The organism is Lactobacillus sp. M44, from assembly GCF_058130005.1.
In genome coordinates this window covers 176007-195196 of record NZ_CM176707.1, presented here as the reverse complement: position 1 = coordinate 195196, position 19190 = coordinate 176007, and the positions used below count along the sequence as shown (strand labels likewise).

The 19190-nt window shown below is 33.7% G+C and carries 18 protein-coding genes; 16 read left to right on the top strand and 2 right to left on the bottom strand.

Annotated elements, in window-relative coordinates; all coding sequences use genetic code 11:
* The first annotated feature begins 218 nt into the window (after positions 1-218).
* The 3 genes from AC38BG_RS01060 (at position 219) to AC38BG_RS01050 (ending at position 4258) form a co-directional block, all read left to right on the top strand.
* Complete coding sequence (locus tag AC38BG_RS01060) at positions 219-1118, top strand: alpha/beta hydrolase (RefSeq protein ID WP_489937336.1); 900 nt, start codon at positions 219-221, stop codon at positions 1116-1118.
* A 13-nt stretch (positions 1119-1131) separates the two neighbouring features.
* Positions 1132-2562, top strand: coding sequence for a PTS transporter subunit EIIC (locus AC38BG_RS01055; protein WP_489937335.1), 1431 nt, complete (start codon positions 1132-1134; stop codon positions 2560-2562).
* Positions 2563-2785: 223 nt separating this feature from the next.
* The gene (locus AC38BG_RS01050) at positions 2786-4258 is read left to right on the top strand and encodes a peptide MFS transporter (protein WP_489937334.1); all 1473 of its coding nucleotides are present in this window, start codon (positions 2786-2788) and stop codon (positions 4256-4258) included.
* Positions 4259-4307: 49 nt separating this feature from the next.
* Here AC38BG_RS01050 and AC38BG_RS01045 read toward each other — a convergent pair whose 3' ends face one another.
* Positions 4308-4955: a histidine phosphatase family protein gene (locus AC38BG_RS01045; protein ID WP_489937333.1), complete on the bottom strand. Its 648-nt coding sequence runs from the start codon at positions 4953-4955 to the stop codon at positions 4308-4310.
* Positions 4956-5046: 91 nt separating this feature from the next.
* On the opposite strand from AC38BG_RS01045, the gene helD reads away from it, so the two are divergent.
* From helD to AC38BG_RS01025, 4 genes are all read left to right on the top strand, one after another.
* Positions 5047-7341 (top strand): RNA polymerase recycling motor HelD, encoded by a 2295-nt coding sequence (gene helD, locus AC38BG_RS01040; RefSeq protein ID WP_489937332.1) that lies wholly within the window; start codon positions 5047-5049, stop codon positions 7339-7341.
* Between the two features lie 130 nt (positions 7342-7471).
* Entirely contained in the window at positions 7472-7672 is a 201-nt protein-coding gene (locus AC38BG_RS01035) for a hypothetical protein (RefSeq protein WP_489937331.1), read from the top strand.
* Between the two features lie 91 nt (positions 7673-7763).
* On the top strand, positions 7764-7922 hold the full coding sequence (locus AC38BG_RS01030; RefSeq protein WP_489937330.1) for a hypothetical protein: 159 nt from the start codon (positions 7764-7766) through the stop codon (positions 7920-7922).
* 162 nt (positions 7923-8084) lie between these two features.
* Complete coding sequence (locus AC38BG_RS01025) at positions 8085-9407, top strand: Na+/H+ antiporter NhaC family protein (RefSeq protein WP_489937329.1); 1323 nt, start codon at positions 8085-8087, stop codon at positions 9405-9407.
* A gap of 2 nt (positions 9408-9409) precedes the next feature.
* On the opposite strand, the gene AC38BG_RS01020 is transcribed toward AC38BG_RS01025, so the two are convergent.
* Positions 9410-9964, bottom strand: coding sequence for a CvpA family protein (locus AC38BG_RS01020; RefSeq protein ID WP_489937328.1), 555 nt, complete (start codon positions 9962-9964; stop codon positions 9410-9412).
* Between the two features lie 141 nt (positions 9965-10105).
* On the opposite strand from AC38BG_RS01020, the gene rsmG reads away from it, so the two are divergent.
* The 9 genes from rsmG to AC38BG_RS00975 all read left to right on the top strand — a co-directional run bounded on the left by rsmG (position 10106) and on the right by AC38BG_RS00975 (position 19156).
* On the top strand, positions 10106-10828 hold the full coding sequence (gene rsmG, locus AC38BG_RS01015) for a 16S rRNA (guanine(527)-N(7))-methyltransferase RsmG (RefSeq protein ID WP_489937814.1): 723 nt from the start codon (positions 10106-10108) through the stop codon (positions 10826-10828).
* A 16-nt stretch (positions 10829-10844) separates the two neighbouring features.
* Positions 10845-11666, top strand: a complete 822-nt coding sequence (gene noc / locus AC38BG_RS01010; RefSeq protein ID WP_489937327.1) for a nucleoid occlusion protein — start codon at positions 10845-10847, stop codon at positions 11664-11666.
* 12 nt (positions 11667-11678) lie between these two features.
* Positions 11679-12458, top strand: coding sequence for a ParA family protein (locus AC38BG_RS01005; protein WP_489937326.1), 780 nt, complete (start codon positions 11679-11681; stop codon positions 12456-12458).
* Positions 12436-13323: a ParB/RepB/Spo0J family partition protein gene (locus AC38BG_RS01000; RefSeq protein ID WP_489937325.1), complete on the top strand. Its 888-nt coding sequence runs from the start codon at positions 12436-12438 to the stop codon at positions 13321-13323. Before AC38BG_RS01005 ends, AC38BG_RS01000 begins: the two co-directional genes overlap by 23 nt.
* Entirely contained in the window at positions 13316-13582 is a 267-nt protein-coding gene (locus tag AC38BG_RS00995; RefSeq protein ID WP_489937324.1) for a DUF951 domain-containing protein, read from the top strand. Before AC38BG_RS01000 ends, AC38BG_RS00995 begins: the two co-directional genes overlap by 8 nt.
* 18 nt (positions 13583-13600) lie before the next feature.
* A complete protein-coding gene (ychF, locus tag AC38BG_RS00990; RefSeq protein WP_489937323.1) occupies positions 13601-14701 on the top strand; it encodes a redox-regulated ATPase YchF in 1101 nt (366 codons plus the stop codon).
* Positions 14702-14711: 10 nt separating this feature from the next.
* Positions 14712-15473 (top strand): DUF1129 family protein, encoded by a 762-nt coding sequence (locus tag AC38BG_RS00985; RefSeq protein ID WP_489937322.1) that lies wholly within the window; start codon positions 14712-14714, stop codon positions 15471-15473.
* 100 nt (positions 15474-15573) lie between these two features.
* Entirely contained in the window at positions 15574-17298 is a 1725-nt protein-coding gene (locus AC38BG_RS00980) for an ABC transporter ATP-binding protein (RefSeq protein WP_489937321.1), read from the top strand.
* A 10-nt stretch (positions 17299-17308) separates the two neighbouring features.
* Positions 17309-19156, top strand: coding sequence for an ABC transporter ATP-binding protein (locus AC38BG_RS00975; RefSeq protein WP_489937320.1), 1848 nt, complete (start codon positions 17309-17311; stop codon positions 19154-19156).
* Positions 19157-19190: the final 34 nt, after the last annotated feature.

Below are 19190 nucleotides of genomic sequence, written 5' to 3'. Positions count from 1 at the left end.
ACTATATTAAGTAACATGACATATGTGACAGTTAGTAATAAAAAAATATGTTAGTTTACATGATCGTTTAATTTGATTTTAATATTTGGTCTAAATACAATACATGCTAATAATTTGCGTGTTTATATACATTGATATCGATTTCATAAGCTATTGAATATGTTATTGGTAAAGTTTATTATATAGACATAAAAGTTCTTTTATGGAGGAAAAAGAAAATGAAACATAAGCGAATTATTACAACAATTGTATTAATCTTACTTTGTTTTGTATTAGCGGGCTGCAGCCAAAATAAGCAAAAACCAAAAGCTCAACCAAAACCTAATATTTCAAATCAAAGTAGTGTAGTAACGACAACCATGTATTCTAAGCATCTGAAGATGGATTGGAATTATGATGTATATTTACCTGCAGGATATAATCCTAAATCAACTTCAAAATATCCTGTCTTATACATGTTACATGGTATTTATGGTAATCATCGTAATTTGTTAGAGCGATTTAATTCACAACAAATCCTAGATGGATTAATTCACCGCACTCATAAGAAGATGATTGTAGTGTTTGTAGATGGGTTTAATAGCTTTTATATTAACCAAAAAGGTGGGATGCAGGTAGAAACTGCTATTATTAAAGATTTAGTTCCACAAATTAATAAAACTTATAAGGTATCAACTAATCCAAATCATCGCGGTATAGGTGGTATCTCAATGGGTGGATATGGTGCTGCTAGATTAGCATTAAAATATCCCAACCAATTTGGAAGAGCGGTCTTAATATCGCCTTCTGTCTGGTACAACTTACCTAAAAATAATCAAATTAGAATGAATAGTCATGCCTTTACTGATGGAAAAACTAATTGGTCAGATCAAATCTACAATAGCTTATTCCCAACTAATTATATTAATAAAAAGTCTGAACATGTGAAGTTCTTCGTAGAAACTACCAGTTCTGACACAACAGTGCCAATATCTGATGTAAACAGATTCGTAAAAGAATTACGCTCAAAAGATATTAGTGTGAAATATATCAAAGACACTGGTGATAATCATAACTGGACTTATTGGGGCAAAGTTGCACCAACAGCATATGCATGGGCACTAAATGAATTGAATTAGGAAGTGAACCAAAATGAATGATAAAGAACTTGCTGAAAAGATTTTGCAACTAGTTGGTGGCAAAAACAATGTTAAGGCAAATATCTCTTGTATGACTAGACTTAGATTAGATATTAAAGATCAAAAATTAGTTGACATGGATGATTTGAAAAAATTAGATGGTGTGTTAGGAGTAGTTGATGCAGATTCACTCCAGATAGTTTTAGGGCCTGGGAAGGTTACTAAAGTAGCCCAAGCATTTGCTAATTTAACTGGATTAAAAAATGTCCCAGAAGATGAGGCAGATACACTTGAATCAGTTAAGCAAACGGCTAAAAAAAATAAACAAGCAAATAAGAAAAAACATGATAAACCTTTGCAAAGAGGGTTGCAACATATTGCAAATGTCTTTATTCCATTATTGCCTGGAATTATTGCTGCAGGATTAGTTAACGGAATTACTAATGTAATTGACTTCCAAACTAGTAATATGTTTGCCAATGACTGGTGGTATGCAACTATTAAGACCATTGGCTGGGGACTATTTGCATTTTTGCCTGTATTTGTAGGGATGAATGCAACTAAAGAATTCAAAGGTAGTCCAATTTTAGGTGGAATTGGTGGAGTCTTTTGTCTAAACTTAACTGGTGTAGTTGGCTTTCCATTATCGTCTCTTGCATTATCTATGCCACTAACTAATAAACCATATACTCCAGGTATTGGAGGGTTATTAACAGCATTATTTGTTGGAATCTTTATTGCTTATATGGAACGCTGGATTAGAAGCTGGATGCCAAATATCTTAGATACTTTTATCACTCCTTTATTAACATTAATTATCTGTATGTTAATTGCGGTAGTATTTTTGCAACCAGTAGGAGCATGGTTGACCAATATAATTTATGTAGTGATGGACTTTTTCTATTCAAAATTAAGCTGGTTTGGTGGATATATTTTATCATCAACATTCTTAGCTTTAGTTTCAGTAGGATTGCACCAAGCCCTAACTCCAATTCATGTTATGCTTAATGATCCAATGGGTCCAACTCATGGGATTAACTACTTATTGCCAATTTTAATGATGGCAGGAGGTGGCCAAGTAGGGGCTGGCTTAGCATTATTTTTAAAGAGTAAAAATAAGCGCTTCAAAAAAATTGTAATGAGTTCAATTCCTGTTGCAATCTTAGGAGTTGGTGAGCCATTAATGTATGCAGTAACTCTTCCATTAGGTAGAGCGTTTGTAACAGCATGTGTGGGAGCTGGATTTGGTGGAGTTACAGCATCGCTATTTCACTTAGGTGCAGTATCACAAGGTGTATCTGGATTATTCGGATTGTTAATTATGCAACCTGGTCAACAATTACAGTTTTTATTAGCATTATTAATATCTTATATAGGTGGATTTATCGTAACTTGGTTTTGGGGAGTTGACGATAATAGAATTAATGAATTATATCCAGAATAATAACAAAATTATAAGAGAGCGGCTAAGGTCGCTTTTTTTATTTGTCAATATGTATTTTAAGCATTAACAATAGTGCAATATTAGTAACTATTAAAAAATAATAATTATAGTTTTAAGAATGCAATACTTCAAAATAATCTTATAATAAGGTATACTAGTTGTTAACCTAAATTTTCAATTAATTTGTGTTAATCTTTTTATAAGTTAGAAGGAGTGATACCTATTGGGTCATCAAAAGGATAAGGATACTTCATTTTTAGGACAACCTAGAGGGTTGTCAACGCTGTTTTTCACTGAAATGTGGGAACGCTTTAGTTACTATGGTATGCGAGCTATCTTGCTGTACTATATGTACTTTAGCATTGAAAAAGGCGGCTTAGGATTTTCACAAACTACAGCCGCATCAATTATGGCCATTTATGGTGCTATGGTATTCTTATCAGGCGTTTTGGGTGGTTTTGTTAGTGACCGTATTTGGGGAAGTCGCAAGACTGTCTTTGTAGGTGGAGTGTTAATTATGTTAGGACATATCGTACTAGCAACTCCATTTGGTCCTACAGCTTTGTTTGCTTCAATTGCGCTAATTGTTTTAGGTACTGGATTATTAAAGCCTAATGTATCTCAAATGGTTGGTTCACTATATGGTAAAAATGACCCTAGACGTGATTCAGGTTTCAACATTTTTGTTTTTGGGGTTAACTTAGGTGCCTTTATTGCGCCGCTTGCTGTTGGATATTTAGGACAAAAAGTTAACTTTCACTTAGGCTTTTCATTAGCAGCTATTGGGATGTTTTTTGGTTTATTGCAATATGTAATCGATGGTAGAAAGTATTTGCCAGAAGATAGCTTACATCCAATTGATCCATTGAAGCCTGATGAGAAAAAAGATATCATTCGAAAAACTCTATGGGGCATTCTAGCTACTGTAGTAGTTTTAGGATTAATGTATTTATTTAAAGTTTTGACTGTAGAAAACTTTATTTTATTAATTACAATTGTTTCTGTTGCAATTCCTATTGCATATTTTGTTAAGTTCTTGCATAGTGATAAGACCACTAAGATAGAACGCTCTAGAGTTGTGGCTTATATTCCATTGTTTATTGCGGCAGTTTTATTTTGGTCAATCGAAGAGCAGGGGTCAGTGGTTCTAGCATTATTTGCAGAAAATCAAACCAGATTATCATTATTTGGCTACAGCATTCCTGCAAGTTGGTTCCAAAGTGTTAACCCATTGTTTATTATGGCTTATGTTCCTATTTTTGCCTGGATTTGGACTAAGATGGGACGCAGACAGCCAAGTTCACCAATGAAATTTTCATTTGGATTGTTTTTTGCAGGGGCTTCATTTTTGATTATGATGCTTCCTGGGATCATGCATGGAGTAAATACTCGTGTTAGTCCATGGTGGTTAATTAGTAGCTGGGCATTAGTAATTGTAGGGGAAATGTTGATCTCTCCAATTGGTCTGTCTGTCACAACTAAGCTTGCTCCTAAAGCTTTCCAATCCCAAATGATGAGTTTGTGGTTTTTGAGTGATGCAGTGTCTCAAGCTTTCAATGCACAACTTGTTAGATTATATACTCAAAATAATGAAGTTATGTATTATGGAGTTATTGGGGCAATGACAGTAGTATTTGGAATCTTATTATTATTCTTAGTTCCAAAAATTAATAAATTAATGGCTGGAGTTAGATAAAAGCAAAAAAATAAGCTGATAACGCAATTTGCGTTATCGGCTTTTTTAATTATAGATGTAACTTGTTATAACTAGTGATTCTCATCTTTTCACCCAAATTCATCATGGTAATTGAACTATTTCTTGGACTAACTTTAATATCGAATTCTCCATTACCATATCTGGCAACTAAGCTTCTAATTGTGAAACCATGGGTTACTAATAAAATATTTTCTGCACCATCCATTTGCTTGATCATATCAAAGCCCTTATTAATTCTGTCCCAATATTGTTCAGCATTTTCTGCTTGATGATAAGGATCAGCGTCTTTGATTAGGTCTTTAATTTCATCCATGGTGTAATGCGCTAATAATTCTTGCAAGTTGTTATATCCTACAGGTCCTGCAATCATGCGCCAAGCCATCGCAGAATCCATACCTTCAAAATATCCATAAAATTGTTCTCTAAAAAATGGAGAAGTTAGATGTTGCAAGATATCTTTATTGACATTTTGATTAATAATGTAATCACATGTATCACTTGCGCGCTTAGTATCACTAGATAATGCAATATCAAATGGAACATCTTTTAAAACAGACGCAACTTTTTTTGCACCATCTATTCCTTCTTCAGTTAATGGTGTATCACACCAGCCCTGCATCTTGTTGTAACGGTTGATATAAGTGCGTCCATGTCGAACAATGTAAATTCTTTTCATATAATTAACTCCTTTTCTTAAATTAATTATAAGATAGTTGTTTCAAAATATGCTAAAATAGTATCCAAGATTTTTATAGGGGGAATAGTTTTTGGCCGATTTTGAAGAACAAAAAAAAGATGAACAAAAACATTTGAATAATGTTTTGGACTTAATTACAACCAAAGAAGCTGAACTAACTAAATCAATTAAATCTGCTAAAGGTGAAGCAAGAAACTTAAATGCACACTTTTTTGATGATGTTAAGTTAGATTTTGATGGATATTCAACTTCAATGGAAACTGCACTGTCTATTCGCCAGCAGCAACAATTACTTGCTGAAAGACAAAATGCTTGGCAACATGCCGCAAGACAGTTATCGACAATAAAGCGTCTAAAAAGCCGTCCTTATTTTGCTCGAGTTGATTTTCAAGAAAAAGATGAACAACCAGAAACCATCTATATTGGATTAGGATCTTTTGCTGATAAAGATGATCATTTTTTGATTTATGATTGGCGTGCACCAATTTCATCAATTTATTATGATGGAAAACTAGGTAAAGTCACTTATAATGCACCAGATGGTGAGCGCGAAGTTGATATGACTAAAAAGCGCCAGTTTGATATTAAAAATGGTAAGATTGTCAACATGTTTGATACTAATGAATCAATTGGTGACCAGATGTTATTAGAAGTACTTGGTGAAAAATCCAGTACTCAAATGAAGTCCATTGTGACTACAATCCAGCGTGAACAAAATAAAATCATTAGAAATACTAAAGATGATTTGTTGTTTGTTCAAGGAGCAGCAGGTTCTGGTAAGACTTCGGCAATTTTGCAAAGGATTGCATATTTATTATATAGATATCGTGGCAACTTAAATAGCAGTGATGTGATTATGTTCAGTCCTAACCAATTGTTTAATGACTATATCAAAAATGTCTTGCCTGAAATGGGCGAACAAAACATGGTACAGATGACTTATTGGCAATTCGTTGCTCGCAGAGTACCTAAGATGCAAGTCGAAAACTTAGTTGAGCAATTTGAAAAAGACCAAACACCATCAAAGGTAAGTGAATTTAAGAATTCTTTGGCATTTTTTAATGCAGTAACTAAGTATGCTAAGCATTTATCAAAGACTGGAGTTTTATTTAAAAATATCTACTTCAGAGATCCTAAGAAACCGTTTTTTACTAAAGAAAAGATTAAGGATATCTATTATTCATTTAATCAAAATTATTCTTTGGCAAATCGAATTGATGCAACTAAGCAAGCTCTAATTGATTCTTTAAATCATAAGATTGAACCTGAAACTCGTAAAGCATGGGTATCAAAATTGATTGAAGGGATGAGCCAAGAACAGCTAAATGAGTTATATGATCGTCCAGATCAAGAATTCGCTTCTAGTGCAAAAGAAGAGCACTTCTTGGCTAAAAAAATTGTGGTTAAGCATTTAAAGCCAATTGGACGTAGAATTAATCGCAACCAATTCTTGAATTTACGTGCGCAATATTTAAATTTATTGCGAGCAATGCCTAAGATTGTTGACTTATCAAAATATGGAATTGATGAAGTTGATTGGCAAGAAAATATTGAACATGTGAAGCAAAATTTCATTACTCATAAAATCGATTTTGAGGACGTTTCAGCGTATCTATACTTGTATGACTTAATTACTGGTAGACGGACTAATATCGAGATGAGGTATGCTTTTATTGATGAAATTCAAGACTATACACCATTTCAGATAGCTTATTTGCAATATAATTTTCCTAGAGCTCGCTTTACTATGTTAGGGGATTTGAATCAGTCAATTTTTACTAAAGATCAAAGCCATGACTTGTTAAAGCAGATATCAACCTTATTTGATCCAGAAAAAACTTCTGTGGTGCAATTAACTAAGTCATATCGTTCAACTAAGCAGTTAACTGACTTTACTAAGCAGATCTTGCGCCAAGGCGAAAAGATCGAATCATTTAACCGCCAAGGCCCAAAGCCAACGATTTGGAAGGCAGCTAATGAAAAACAAAGCTATGAAAAATTGCAGCGAATCCTTGATGTCAATAATGATAAAAAGTTAACTACTGCGATCATTACTAAGGATTTAGAGCAGGCGCGTGATGTGTTTGATTATATGGAAAAACACGAGATGAAAGCTACCTTGATCGGTAGTGTAAACCAGCGACTAGTACCAGGGACGATTGTAGTACCATCATATCTAGCTAAAGGATTAGAATTTGATGCGGTAGTGATGTGGAATGGTGATAAGAAAAATTATCATCGACTAGATGAAACTCAATTAGTTTATACAATTACATCTAGAGCAATGTATAAACTAGACATCATTTATAGTGGTCAGATGAGCCCATTACTTGATGTTGATAAGGATACTTATCAAGTTAAATAATAAATAATCCAGAAGTCGTTGTGATTTCTGGATTTTTTGATATAAAAGCTAATCTTTAGTAAACAACCTACTTACAGTTTATGATTTGCATAATACAAGCACTATTATAAGAGAAAAAGTGGGAAAGAAAATGACAAATTTAATAACTAAAAATTCTAAGCTGTCTAATTTGGGATTGTTAATAAGTATTCCATTGTTAATTATAGGCGCGTTAATAGTTACGAGTAACTCGCAAATTAACTGGCTGGTCTTGACAATAGTTGGTGCAATTTCAATAATTATTCAATTTGGGGCAGCAACTTTTAAAGAATTGATGAAAAAGCCCTGCTAAACACAGCTTTTGGCCAATAGAGCTAAGTATTGTGGTAGCTTTTGTAATTTCTTTTGGCTCTAATTTTTTAATTAAGGAGGAGTTTAGTATTATGAATGAATATAAAATAAATCCTTCATTAAGAATTTTGCATTTTAAAAAAAGAAGGAAAATCTATATTGGTAATGATATTGTAATAGATAACCTTGCACCTAAATTTATCTCTTTTTTGAGACTTTTAAATGGAAACTATAACAGAAATGAAATGTAGGTAGTATTACTACCGTATACATTCTGTCATTGTTGTGTTTTGCATTACTTTTTTTAAAATTACAAAAAACAGCTTAAATAAAACTTGACGCGCTTTATAACAAGGAGTGTTTTTTTATGGTCAATAATCAGTTAAACTTAATGAAGTGAAAGAAGACTGATTATGGAAAACCAAAAAAAGAAAAGTTCCTTTATAGGATTAATTCCACTACTTGGATTTTTAGTGTTATATGTGATTAGCTCAATTATTAGTAAGAGCTTTGACTCAATGCCTTTATTAGTTGGGATGATTATTGCGGCAATTATTTCATTTACATTGCCTAGCCCCAATGGACAAAAAACTCTGCAAGAAAAGGTAATGATTTTTTGCAAAAATGCAGGGGATGCTAACTTAATGATGATGGTAGTTATCTTTATTTTGGCTGGGGCATTTCAGGGAATTGCGACCAAAATGGGTGCTGTATCATCAATTACTAATATTGGATTATCTCTTCTGCCGCAAAACTTAATTTTGCCAGGTGTCTTTATTATTGCGTGCTGTTTAAGCTTTGCGATGGGGACATCTATGGGGACAATAGCTGCATTAATGCCAGTGGCAGTTGATGTGGCACTTAAGTTGCAGATTAATCCAGCACTACTTGCAGGAATAGTAGTTGGTGGAGCGATGTTTGGCGATAATAACTCATTTATTTCAGCTTCAGCAATTGCGGCAGTGCAGACTCAAGATGTATTAATGCGCAAAAAATTTATCTTGAATATGATTTATGATCTACCAGCAATTGTGATTAACTGCGTTTTATTATCGCTGTATCCAATTAAAGGACTAGCACTAAACACTAATTATTCATTTAACTTGATTGATATTTTGCCTTATTTAGTGGTTATTGTTTTATCACTGATTGGGATGAATGTGATGCCAGTATTGTTAATTGGAGTTGCGACAGGGATCATAATTGGTATAATGCAAGGTAATTTTACATTGATTAGTTCAATGACTTATTTGCAAAAAGGCATGGGCAATATGGAAGATATGGCAATTATTGCGATTTTTGTAGGTGGAGTTGTTGGGATGATGGATTATTTAGGAGGGATTCAGTGGTTGTTAGATACACTGAGTAAGAAAACTAAGACTAAACATGGCGCTGAGTTTTCGATTGGATTATTAATTATTTTATTGTGTCTGGCAACAACCAATAACACTATTGCTATTATTACTGTAGGACCACTTGCGACAGATATTGGTCAAAAATTCAACTTATCTAGAACTCGTGTAGCAACTATTCTTTCAATGTATGCGACTAACGTGCAAGGAGCAATTCCATATGCAGGTCAATTATTAGTGGCGGCTGGTATGGCTCATGTGTCACCTGTAGCAATCATGCCGTGGGTGTGGTATTGCTATTTAACGTTAATTATGAGTTTATTATTAGTCTTCACTAACTTCCCCAAAGGTCAAAAAAATAGCTATCTAAAAGATAGCTACTAACCTTATCCAGCAGTACGGCTAATGCTGAAGATATTATTGAAGATTCCATTAGAAAGCCCAGGGGTGCTGTAGATGATAAAGTGAATAAAATGTGAATTAATAGTCTGCTGGATAAACCAAGGAATCTGCAGAGCATTAAGCATTGATAAAATTACAAAGGCAAAAAAATACGCTGCAAAAAATGAAATAATTGCTCCTAATACGCTGTCCAAGATACTAGAAAAAGATTGGTCGCGCTTTTTTTCTGGAATCCAACGCTTGAAGATCTTAATAACAAAGCGGCCTATGAAAAAGATTATGAAAAATGCTGCGAACTTATATGCAATCATCTCTCCTTGATTAACTGCTGCATTTGCGACATTTGCTGCGGTATTTACTGCAGGCTGACCAGTGAATTGTGTGTATAAAAAATTACCCAATGGATTTTGAAAAATAATAGCAATTACAAAGATAATAGCTGATAAAATCAAATTAACTATCTTGCGCGTAAAGCCTGTATTAAAGCCTTTATATGTTTGCATACCTAAGTATAATAAAACTAAGATTGATACGATCATGGATGAAACTTCCTTTGTTTTTGACGATTGTCTAAAAATATTTCATAATAAATTAAGTATAAATAAGTGTCAGTAAACCTTTGCTAATAAAGTTAGTTTAAGGTATTGTATAGTGTGAAACAAGGTTTCACGGGTGAAAATATGGATCCAATTTTTTTCGCTAAATTATTAGCACAGAATGGTTTTTCTTTATCTGAAAAACAACTTAACCAATTTAAAGTATATTATCATGAGTTAGTTACTGCTAATAAGTATACTAACTTAACTAGAATTACAAGCGAAAGTGATGTATATTTAAAGCATTTTTATGATAGTTTGACTCCATTATTATATTTCAGAGATATCTTCACAAATGTAAAGACTCTCTGTGATGTTGGAGCAGGGGCTGGATTTCCATCTCTTCCTATTAAGATCTTATTGCCAGATTTAAAAGTCACAATTGTAGATTCACTAAATAAGAGATTGAAGTTTTTATTAGATTTAACATCTAAGCTTGGTATGGATGATTTAGAACTAGTCCATGGTCGAGTAGAAGATATTGGGCAAACTTCTGACTATCGCGAACAATTCGACTTAGTTACTGCTCGTGCAGTTGCACCAATGCCAACTCTAAGTGAATATTGCTTGCCATTAGTTAGACAAGATGGACATTTTTTTGCATTAAAAGGTCCAAAGGCAGGTCAAGAGTTAGTAGATGCTAAAAAAGCCATTACGACATTAGGTGGGCAAATAGATGATGTTAAAGAATTGGAGCTACCTGAAAGTGATGAGTTAAGGACATTAGTGTTAATTACGAAAATAAAGCCCACTCCTAAAAAATACCCCCGTCAAGCGGGCACTCCCAAAAAACAACCAATTGAATAATTAGAGGTGAATTATCGTGGCATTCTTTTTTAGTCGCCGACCAGAAATCCCTAAGGATAAACAAATTCAAGATATTCCATTATCTGAAATTGTCCCAAACAAAAATCAGCCAAGAAGAAAGTTTACTGACCAATCGATCCAAGAATTAGCTCGAACTATTGATAATGATGGCTTATTACAGCCAATTGTCTTGCGTGAAGTCGATGATAAATATGAAATCGTTGCAGGAGAGCGTAGGTATCGCGCAGTTGAGTCATTGGGGCACGACACAATCCCTGCAATTGTGCAAAAAATTGATGACAATAAAGCAGCAAGTCTAGCATTAATTGAAAACTTGCAACGAGAAAATCTTAACCCCATCGATGAAGCAAATGCTTATGCTAATTTAATGAAGTTAAATAATCTAACTCAAAAAACTCTTGCCAAAAGCGTAGGGAAATCTCAACCTTATGTCGCAAATAAATTGCGCTTATTAAAACTAAGCCCTAGTGTGCAAAGCTATCTAGTTAGTGGTGAAATCACGCCGCGCCATGGTAGAGCGCTGCTCAGTTTGCCCATTGAAAAGCAAGAATTAGCATTAAAAGAGATTCTGGATGATAAGTTAAATGTTAAGCAAACAGAAGACATGGTTCAGAATTTTGATGAATATTTGAAGAAAAAATATGCTAAGCCAACAACTAAAAAGGCTCTAGCAAAAACCTCAGGTGATCTAAAAGTCCAAATTAATACTATAAAAAAAGCAATTAAATTGGCAAAAGATTCAGGCATTCAAGTCAAATATCAAGAAGACAACAGTCCTGATGAATATAAGATTACGATTGAGTTACACAGAAAGTAGACGGTTTTGTTAATGGTTGATATTATTTCTGTTGCTAATCAAAAAGGTGGCGTTGGTAAAACAACTACCACCATTAACTTAGCAGCAAGCATTGCTAATCGCGGATATAAGGTCTTAATAGTAGATATTGATCCGCAAGGAAATGCGACATCTGGGTTGGGGATTGAAAAATCTTCAATTAACAAAGATATTTATAATGTTTTGGTTGATGAAATTCCAATCAAGGCAACAATTCATCATACTTCAACTAAAAGATTAGACATGGTTCCAGCAACAATTAATCTATCTGGTGCTGAAACTGAGCTTATCAGTATGATGGCTCGTGAAACTAGGTTAAAACTAGCCTTGCAAGAAGTAGAAAAAGATTATGATTTCATATTTATTGATTGTCCACCCTCTTTAGGACAGCTTTCAATTAATGCATTTACTGCTTCTAATTCAATTTTGATTCCGGTCCAAAGTGAATACTATGCAATGGAAGGGCTTAGTCAATTGCTCAATACAATTAGATTAGTGCAAAAGCACTTTAACACCAATTTAGGTGTTGAAGGGGTGTTATTAACAATGCTAGATGCAAGAACTAATCTAGGAGCTGAAGTTGTTAAGGAAGTTCAATCATATTTTGCAAAGAAAGTATACAAGACAATCATTCCTAGAATTACCAAATTGGCAGAAGCTCCAAGTTATGGACAACCAATTAGTGAATATGCACCTAATTCTCGTGGTGCAAAAGTATATGATGATTTAGCTAAAGAGGTGCTTAAAAACCATGGCAAGAGACTCAAAAAATAACGAATTAAGAAAAAAAGGCGGGTTAGGTCGTGGAATTGAAGCCTTATTTGATGATTCTCCAGTTGAACAGACTGAAGAAATCGAAGAATTAGATTTAAAAGATATTCGCCCTAATCCTTATCAACCAAGAAAGTCCTTTGATGATAAAAGCTTAAAAGAATTATCCGAATCAATTAAAGAAAATGGAGTCTTTCAGCCAATCATCGTTAGAAAATCTGTCAATGGCTATGAAATTATTGCAGGGGAGCGGCGTTTTCGTGCTTCTAAATTAGCTAAAAAGCAATCTATTCCGGCAATCGTTAGAAAATTCGACGAAGCTCAAATGATGGAAGTTGCAGTGCTTGAAAACTTGCAACGTGAAGATTTATCTCCACTAGAAGAAGCACAAGCATATGAAATGCTCCAAAAAAACCTCGGTATTACCCAAGAAGAAGTTGCTAAGCGCATGGGAAAATCTCGCCCATATATTGCTAACTATCTAAGATTATTGACTCTACCTCAAAAAACTAAGCGTTTGTTGCAACATGGTGATTTATCAATGGGACAAGCAAGAACGCTACTTGGATTAAAAGATAAAGACAAGATTGACCCTTTAGCCAAAAAAGTAGTTAAAGAAAATATCCCAGTTAGAAAGCTAGAAGAGATGGTTAATCAAATGAACAACCATAATAATAATTCTTCTGTAAAAACTAACAATAAATCACCATTTATCAAGGCGAGTGAAAATAAATTAGCTGACAAGTTTGGCACTTCTGTTTCAATTATGGAAAACAAAAAAGGCAAGGGTCATTTGGCAATTGACTTTATGAATGTTCAAGATCTGAATAGAATATTAGAATTGTTGGGAATTGATTTAGATGATTAATAATCAAAAGCAAGTATCTTTAGGAGATACTGTCTTGATGAAAAAGCCCCATGCTTGTAAAACAAATGACTGGGAAGTCATGAGAGTTGGGGCTGATATTAAGTTAAAGTGCATGGGTTGCAACCATTTAATCATGATGCCCAGAGCAGAATTTAACAAAAAACTAAAAAAAGTTTTGACCAAAGCAAATGATCCAGCTAATAAAAAATTGGAGTATTATGTTCCAGTAGATCAAATTGCTCGACCAAATTTTGAATAACAAAAGGAGAGTTTTTTAATGGCATTAACTGCAGGAATTGTTGGATTACCAAATGTTGGTAAATCCACGTTATTTAACGCAATCACAAAGGCAGGAGCTGAGATGGCAAATTATCCATTTGCGACAATTGAGCCTAATGTAGGGATGGTAGAAGTCCCTGATAGCAGATTAGCAAGAATTCAAGAATTAATCCCTGCTAAAAAAATTGTACATACTACTTTTGAATTTACTGATATTGCAGGATTAGTTAAAGGTGCATCAAAAGGTGAAGGATTAGGAAATAAATTCTTGGAAAACATCCGCCAAACAGACGCTATTATCCACGTTGTACGTGCCTTTGATGATGACAATATTACTTCTGTTACAGGAAAAGTCGATCCAGAAGAAGATATCAATACAATTAATTTAGAATTAGCGATTGCAGATTTAGATGCAGTTAATCGCCGAATTAATAAGGTTAAAAAAGTAGCCCAACAAGGTGATAAAGAAGCTAAAGCAGAAATGGCAGTTTTGGAAAAATTGCAACCAGTGCTTGAAGAAGGTGGATCTGCTAGATCAATTGACTTCAATGAAGATGAACAAAAAATAGTTAAAGGGTTATTTTTATTAACTTCTAAGCCAGTAATCTATGTTGCAAATATCGCAGAAAGCTCTATGGCTGATCCAGAAAGTGATAAATATTATCAAATTGTAAAAAAACATGCGCAAGCAGAAGGTGCAGAAGCCTTAGGTATTAGTGCCGCAACTGAAGAAGAAATTGCTTCAATGGATGAAGATGAAAGAAAAGAATTCTTAGAAATGGAAGGGGTAGAAGAATCAGGACTAGATCGCTTGATTAAAGCTGCTTACCATATCTTGGGACTTAGAACATTCTTTACAGCAGGTGGACCTGAAACAAGAGCATGGACATTCCATGAAGGGATGAAGGCTCCACAAGTTGCAGGTGTAATTCACTCTGATTTTGAGCGTGGATTTATTCGTGCAGAAGTTGTTTCATTTGATGATTTAGACAAATATGAAACCTTACAAAAAGTTAAAGAAGCTGGTCGTTTGCGTCTTGAAGGAAAAGATTATGTAGTTCAAGATGGCGATATTATTGAATTTAGATTTAATGTTTAGGAGCTATTAAATGGATCCACAAGAAAAAAATAAACAAGTAAGCAAAAAGCAACAGGAAAAATTAAAAAAGCAAACTGATCAGGAAGCAAAAGTTTCAGAAATTGAAAGCCAAGATAGTAAATCTTTGCGTTCTAATTTGAGCAATAAAAATAATGATTATATTTTTCGCTTAGAAAAAGCTTTGCAAGAAAAAGAATCTCCTGCAAAAGCAAAAGAAATGGTTGATTCATTATTAGTTGAAATTATGATTGCTCAAAGCAAAGGGATTCCAGCAAGTACTTTATATAAGATGTCACCACTAGAAAAAGCTGACACTATGTTAAATCCAGTTAAAAAGGTAGAACCAACTAAGTTTTGGCAAAGAGCAGTTGATAATGCATTATTATATTTAGCGATTTTTACTGCGATTGTTGGGATCACTACTTTATTTACTAATCAAAAAAATAATAGCCAGATGGGAATTTTGACATTGTTTTCAGTAGGGGCAATCTTTGGAGTATTAATGACTTACTATAATGACTTATTAATGAACGGACAGCGCCCATCACTACTATTAATAATCTTAGGAGGAGTTGTTATAGTAGCCGCATTATTTGGTTGGATTACATTATTGTCACTAAAAATCATGGCACCAGTAAATCCAGTATTGCCAGCATGGGCTGAATTAGTTATTGCAGCGGTTGCATTTGCATTCAGACACTGGTTTAGAGGGTATTATCATGTAACAACTTCTGCATTAAATCCAGGATTGCAAAATAAAACACGTGATTAACTTACAAAAAAGTAGTAGAATAGTTGGAATAACATTATATAAATAGACGATCAATATAGAACGTCTATTTTATTTTGGTTAATTATAGAAGGGGGCTCATATGGTAAAAAGTCTTTTAAAGTCTGTAAGACAATATAAAGGATTCACATTATTGTCACCATTATTAGTAGCAGTAGAAGTGTTCATTGAAATGTTCATTCCTTACTTAATGGGTATTTTGATTGATAATGGAATCATGAAACAAGACATGCATTACATTGTTAAAATAGGTTCGTTTTTACTTGTAATGACAGTCATCTCATTAATATTAGGAGCTTCAGCAAGTTATGTATCATCAATGGCAGCAGCTGGTTTTGCGGCTAATTTGCGTAAAGATATGTTTAATCACATGCAAGACTTCTCGTTTGAAAACATTGATAAATTTTCTAGTTCAAGTTTAGTAACTAGACTGACTACTGATGTTGCCAATATCCAAAATGCATATCAAATGAGTATCAGAATTGCGGTAAGAGCACCGTTAATGTTGATATTCTCAATCATCATGTCATTTATTGTAAATGCTAAATTAGCATTGATTTTCGTAATTTTAGCACCTATTTTAGCAGTAATATTTATTACTATAATTAGAAATGCTTTTCCTTATTTCCCAAGAATTTTTAAAGGATATGACCGATTAAATCAGGTTGTCCGTGAAAATGTTCGTGGAATTCGCGAAGTTAAAACTTATGTTCATGAAAAAGAACAAATTGGAGTATTTGAAAAAGCTTCAAATCACATCTATAAGTTATTTACTAAAGCATTAAAAATTATGGCATTAAATGGACCTGTAATGATGTTAGTGATTGATACATCAATGTTACTGATTTCATGGTTTGGTGCCAAATTTATTATCGGTGGCACAATGCAAACTGGTCAATTAGTATCAATGTTTTCATATTCTAATTCAGTATTGTTTGGATTGAGTATTTTAGCAATGATCTTTACTCAATTGACTATTTCACAAGCTTCAGCTAAGCGTGTGGCTGCAGTTATCGCAGAAAAGCCAACAATTAGCGATCCAAAAGAGCCGGTTATGGAAGTTAATAATGGTGAAATTGTCTTTGACCATGTTTACTTCAAATATGAAAAAGCAGCACACTATAATGCCTTAAATGACATTAACTTACGCATTAAATCTGGTGAAACAATTGGTATTATTGGTGAAACTGGTTCATCAAAATCAACTTTAGTTTCAATGATTCCAAGATTATATGACGTTACAGGTGGTGCTGTTCGAGTAGCTGGCCATAATGTAAAAAGTTATGATCTAAAAGCACTACGTGACAAAGTTGCGATGGTTTTACAAAAGAACGTACTGTTTTCAGGAACTATTAAAGATAACTTGAAATGGGGGAATGAAAACGCAACTGATGAACAAATCATTGCTGCAGCAAAAGTAGCTCACGCAGATGGTTTTATTAGTGAAATGCAAGATGGTTATGACACTATGATTGCCCAAGGTGGTACTAGTCTATCAGGTGGTCAAAAGCAAAGAATCACAATTGCTAGAGCCTTATTAAAAGACCCTAAGATCTTGATCTTAGATGATTCTACTTCTGCAGTTGATACCAAGACTGAAAGTGAAATTAGAGCTTCATTATCACATGATATGCCAGACACTACTAAGATCATTATTTCGCAAAGAATTGTGTCAATTAAAGATGCTGACAGAATCATTGTTATGGATCATGGTAAGATTCAAGACATTGGCACTCATGATGAATTAATGAAACGCAATGAATTATATAGTTCAATTGCTAAGTTCCAAGAAGAAAACAGAAAGTAGGTGAAAAGTAATGGATCAATCAAAAAATATCGCTCCAAAGAAATTTAATGGGCGAACTTTAAGTCGATTATTGAAATATGTTATGAAGACAGGACCTGTTGCTTTTCCTATCTCAATGTTGGCTATTATTTTAAGTGCAGGGGCTGCAGTTTATGGGTCATTATTTATTGAACAATTAATTGACCGCTATATCACTCCAATGGTTAAAGCACATAGCACCAATTTTGCACCATTAATTCATGCAATCTTGTTTATGGCAGGAATTTATTTAATTGGGGTTATAGCTAATTATTTATTTACTATTTTGATGATGATTTTATCTCAAAAAGTGCAGCGTAATATCAGAAATGATATGTTTATCCACATGCAACATTTACCAATATCATATTTTGACAATAATGAATATGGTGATATTATGAGTCGCTATACTAATGATATTGATACATTAATGCAGATGATCTCACAATCAATTCCCAACTTTGTCAATTCAACATTAAGCTTGGTATTTGTTGTGGTTGCTATGTTTAGTTTGAGCTGGCAATTAACTTTATTTTCATTCATCATTTTTGCTTTATCTGGAGGGATTGTGCGTTATTTGACTACACAATCTGGTAAGTACTTTAACTTGCAACAGCAAAAACTAGGTGAAATGAATGGTTATAATGAAGAAATGCTAAGTGGACTAAAAGTCATCAAGGTCTTTTCCCATGAACCTGAAACTAAAGAGGGCTTTGAAAAATATAATGAAGAATTAAGGATAGCTTCTGGTAAAGCTAACACCTTTGCAACTATCTTGTTCCCAATTATGGGTAATATGGGTAACTTGTTATATGTTTTAATTGCCTTAGTTGGTGGTATGTTCATGGCTCCACTTGCATTAACATTAGGTGCTGTGGCATCATTTTTGCAATTGTCAAAATCATTTTCACAACCAATTGCCCAAATTTCACAACAATTAAACTCAATTGTTTTAGCTTTAGCTGGGGCAAACAGAATCTTCAATTTACTTGATCAAGCAAAAGAGATCGACCAAGGAATAGTTACCATTGAAAAAGATTCTAGTGTAAAGGGCAGCTGGTTATGGCTTGAACCAACTAAAGATGGTCAGGTTAACAAAGTTCCTGTTAAAGGACATATTCAATTTGAAAATGTTAACTTCGGTTATGTTCCTGGTCAACAGATCTTACATAATATTAGTTTAGATGCCAAGCCTGGGATGAAAGTTGCATTAGTTGGTGAAACTGGTGCTGGTAAAACGACAATTTCAAGTATGATTAATCGCTTTTATGATATTAGTTCAGGAAAAATTATTTACGATGGTATAAATATCGATAACATTGCAAAAGATTCTCTGCGTGAATCTGTATCAGTAGTTTTGCAAGATACTCATTTGTTTACAGGAACCATTATGGAAAATATTCGTTTTGGTAATTTGCAAGCAAGTGATGATGATGTATATCAAGCAGCAAGATTAGCCCATGCTGATGAATTCATTCATGAACTAGATGATGGCTATGACACTCAAATTGATGGTGCAGGTGGAGATTTATCTCAAGGTCAAATGCAACTAATCTCAATTGCTCGAGCAATGATTGCAGATAAGCCAGTAATGATCCTAGATGAAGCTACTTCAAGCATTGACACTAGAACTGAGCGTATGGTTCAAGCGGGGATGGATAATTTACTTGCTGGTAGAACTAGTTTTGTAATTGCTCACAGACTTTCAACAATTGTTAATTCAGATTTGATCTTAGTATTAGATCATGGACAAATTATTGAATCTGGTAATCATGAACAATTACTTGCCAAAAAAGGTTACTATTACGAACTATATACTGGCAAAAAAGAATTGGAATAATTTTAAGAAAATTAAAAGTGCATGTATTCAATAC

Bases quoted from the DNA above. Each gene is read 5' to 3' on its own strand.
- AC38BG_RS01020 (WP_489937328.1), bottom strand. From the start codon at position 9,964: ATGATCGTATCAATCTTAGTTTTATTATACTTAGGTATGCAAACATAT.
- AC38BG_RS01045 (WP_489937333.1), bottom strand. From the start codon at position 4,955: ATGAAAAGAATTTACATTGTTCGACATGGACGCACTTATATCAACCGT.
- AC38BG_RS01060 (WP_489937336.1), top strand. From the start codon at position 219: ATGAAACATAAGCGAATTATTACAACAATTGTATTAATCTTACTTTGT.
- ychF (WP_489937323.1), top strand. From the start codon at position 13,601: ATGGCATTAACTGCAGGAATTGTTGGATTACCAAATGTTGGTAAATCC.
- AC38BG_RS01005 (WP_489937326.1), top strand. From the start codon at position 11,679: ATGGTTGATATTATTTCTGTTGCTAATCAAAAAGGTGGCGTTGGTAAA.
- AC38BG_RS01000 (WP_489937325.1), top strand. From the start codon at position 12,436: ATGGCAAGAGACTCAAAAAATAACGAATTAAGAAAAAAAGGCGGGTTA.
- AC38BG_RS00995 (WP_489937324.1), top strand. From the start codon at position 13,316: ATGATTAATAATCAAAAGCAAGTATCTTTAGGAGATACTGTCTTGATG.
- AC38BG_RS01055 (WP_489937335.1), top strand. From the start codon at position 1,132: ATGAATGATAAAGAACTTGCTGAAAAGATTTTGCAACTAGTTGGTGGC.
- AC38BG_RS00985 (WP_489937322.1), top strand. From the start codon at position 14,712: ATGGATCCACAAGAAAAAAATAAACAAGTAAGCAAAAAGCAACAGGAA.
- AC38BG_RS01030 (WP_489937330.1), top strand. From the start codon at position 7,764: ATGAATGAATATAAAATAAATCCTTCATTAAGAATTTTGCATTTTAAA.
- AC38BG_RS01035 (WP_489937331.1), top strand. From the start codon at position 7,472: ATGACAAATTTAATAACTAAAAATTCTAAGCTGTCTAATTTGGGATTG.
- AC38BG_RS00975 (WP_489937320.1), top strand. From the start codon at position 17,309: ATGGATCAATCAAAAAATATCGCTCCAAAGAAATTTAATGGGCGAACT.
- rsmG (WP_489937814.1), top strand. From the start codon at position 10,106: ATGGATCCAATTTTTTTCGCTAAATTATTAGCACAGAATGGTTTTTCT.
- AC38BG_RS01025 (WP_489937329.1), top strand. From the start codon at position 8,085: ATGGAAAACCAAAAAAAGAAAAGTTCCTTTATAGGATTAATTCCACTA.
- AC38BG_RS00980 (WP_489937321.1), top strand. From the start codon at position 15,574: ATGGTAAAAAGTCTTTTAAAGTCTGTAAGACAATATAAAGGATTCACA.